At 59.6% G+C, this 2,619-nt stretch carries 2 protein-coding genes; both read right to left on the reverse strand.

Features of this window, described 5'->3' with window-relative positions; genetic code table 11:
• Nucleotides 1–84 precede the first annotated feature (84 nt).
• On the reverse strand, nt 85–873 hold the full coding sequence (gene istB, locus QCE73_RS39175) for an IS21-like element helper ATPase IstB (RefSeq protein WP_250491535.1): 789 nt from the start codon (nt 871–873) through the stop codon (nt 85–87).
• 2 nt (nt 874–875) lie between these two features.
• Complete coding sequence (gene istA, locus QCE73_RS39180) at nt 876–2,402, reverse strand: IS21 family transposase (protein WP_061121662.1); 1,527 nt, start codon at nt 2,400–2,402, stop codon at nt 876–878.
• Between the last annotated feature and the right edge of the window lie 217 nt (nt 2,403–2,619).

Consider the following 2,619-nt stretch of genomic DNA (forward strand, 5'->3'; position numbering starts at 1 on the left):
TGTTGCCTTTCGCCGTAAAGGAGCCGGGTGTTTTCGGCGTAATGGCGCCAGAGAAAGGCGCCTGTTTCGGGGCTCGAACGGGGATCAAGAATCCTTGTTTTTACCTCCTTTCGCAAGTGCTGATTTGTTGCTCTCGGGCATCGGACGAGGGACGCGATAGCTTTCACCGTCGAGCACGACGCGGTATGCCGCATGTCGCAGGCGATCGAGCGTTGCGGCGCCGAGCATTTTGTTGGTCGCGAACGCGTCGCCCCATTCCGTAAAATCCAAATTACTCGTTAAGACAGTCGATGTACGCTCGTACCTCTCGGCAATGAGATCGTGGAAGTCTTCGTCTTCGGGCGTGCGCATGGGTTTCAGTCCAAAGTCGTCAATGATGAGCAACGGCACCTTGGCAAGCGCCTGGAATCGCCGTTCGTAGGAGCCCACGGCTTGCGCGTTGCGTAGCGTGCTGAGAAGCCGGGTCTGGGTCATGAACAGGACATCGTGACCTTGCCGGGCGGCCGCATGGCCCAGTGCCTGCGCCAGATGGCTTTTGCCCGTTCCGCACGGACCGGCGATCAGCACGCTGACCCTCTCATCGATGAACCGGCAGGTCGCGAGATCATGGACGACGGCGCGATTGAGGTTGGGTAGCCGGTCGAAGTCGAAACCCTCGAGTGTCTTCTGTCCACGGAAGTTGGCGCGGCGCATGCGGGCGTCGAGCTTTCGATGATCGCGCCGTGCGATCTCGTCCTGGATGAGCAACGTCAGGAAGTCTGTATAGGCAAGCTTGCGGTCGATGGCTTCACGGTTGCGTGCTTCGAGCGTGTCGAGGATGCCGGATAGTCGCAATTGCTTAAGAGAAGACGTGAGTTCGGGAATTGGATTCATGTTCAATGGATCAGGAGAGTCTGGGTATCGCGGCAGAAGCGGCCGCCGTGGGTGTAGGTGGTCGCGCCCGATTCAACAGGTTCGTTCGACAGCCAGGTCTGATCGAGGCCTTTCTGCAAGATCAGCTTGACGGCTTTGTAGCTTGGATTGCCGAAGTGATTCGCGCGACGGCAGGCCGCCTCCAGGCGAGATGCGCCGAACTGCTGGGCGAAGCGCAGCACGCCCTGTACGGCGCGCAGCTTGATGAGAACCCGATCGCCAAAGAGCGCGTGAACAAGCGCGTAGCAGGACGGCCCGATGCGTTGCGCTTCTCTCAGGCACCATTGGGTGTCGTGCATTTGCCAGGCCTGTGCTGCTGGCGGCATGTGATCGGCCACAGTGATACGCGTTCCTGGCGCAGTTTGGCGGACATGCGATGCCGACAGTTCGTGCTCGTAGTAGAGCTGCACCATGGTGGCGGTCGCCTTGAGCCATAGATCTTTACCGGCAAGCCGGAACGGCACGGAATAATAGGCGCGCTCAAATTGCACATGGGCGTCGCGATGGACCTTCACGCGCGCCCAGGTTGCCAGCTCCGGTGGCACATCGGGAAGCGGCTGCAACAGCGCCTGTTCGACACCTTCGAAACGCTTGAGCGGCACCTCGCGCGTCGTGCCATGGGTCCGGGTGCTGGCCTCTTGCATCACCCAGGCTTGCGCTTGCCGGTTGGCGTCGTCAAGATCACGGAATTCGCGAAGAGGAAGGAAGCTCGACTTCACGTATTTGACGCCCGATTCGACAATTCCTTTTTTAGCCGGGTCCCTCGGCGGACATGGATCGACCTTGAACAAGTACCCTTCGGCGCATTGCGCGTAAGCGCGCTGGACTTCGGGTTCGTAGATACAGGCCTTGACGATGGCACACTTGGGGTTATCTATGATGACGCGTCCCACTACGCCATTGAACCATTCGAAGGCATGACGGTGACATAGCAACCATGTGTCGACGCTCTGGTCGCGGACAAATTCAACGTATTGATGCCGCGACCAGCACAGCGTCATCACAAAGAACCACGTTTTGTGGATCTCGCCGGTGTGCGCATCGGTGATGGTCGGACCTGCGCCGAAATCAACCTGCGCGGCTTCTGCAGGTTTGAACTCCAGCCGCATCGGTACGTCCGGCGTGAGCTCCGCCTTCAATTGCTGAAGCAGCCTGTAGACGGATGAGTAACTTCCCGCGTAGCCGTGGTTGCGCACCAGCGCGCTGTGAATCGTCGTGCCGGGGACGCCTGCGTCATGCCACTGGGCAATCTGTTCGCGCCACGGCTCGGCCGACGAGATACAGCTCGTGGGCAGGAACTCCTTGCGGCTGAACGCTGTAGCAAGCTGCGCGTCATCCGGCAGAGCGTTGTCCGGAGAAAGCCACCCGCGCTCGGTCGCGATCTCCCGCACGGCCGCGAGCTTCTTACGGCCCATGATCTTCGACCGGTCGATATCCCGGTCGGAGTCACCCTGGCGCATTCGCACCAGAACCTGTCGATATTGGTACATCTCGAACTTCCTCTTCAAGCCACCCTCCGGAGCAAATGCGTGCCAGGAGAGTAGCGGTTGGCGAAGTTCGAGCGCCCGACTCAGACGCCAGTGGCGCGTTTACGGCGAAAATCTACCGGCGCCTATATGCCGAAAGACTTGTGGCGCCTAAACGCCGAAAAGTCCCTGGCGCCTTTACGCCGAAAACGGTTTGGTTCCTTAACGGCGAAAGTTCACA

The sequence above is a fragment of the Caballeronia sp. LZ029 genome, from assembly GCF_031451275.1.
GTDB classification, from domain to species: Bacteria; Pseudomonadota; Gammaproteobacteria; order Burkholderiales; family Burkholderiaceae; genus Caballeronia; species Caballeronia jiangsuensis.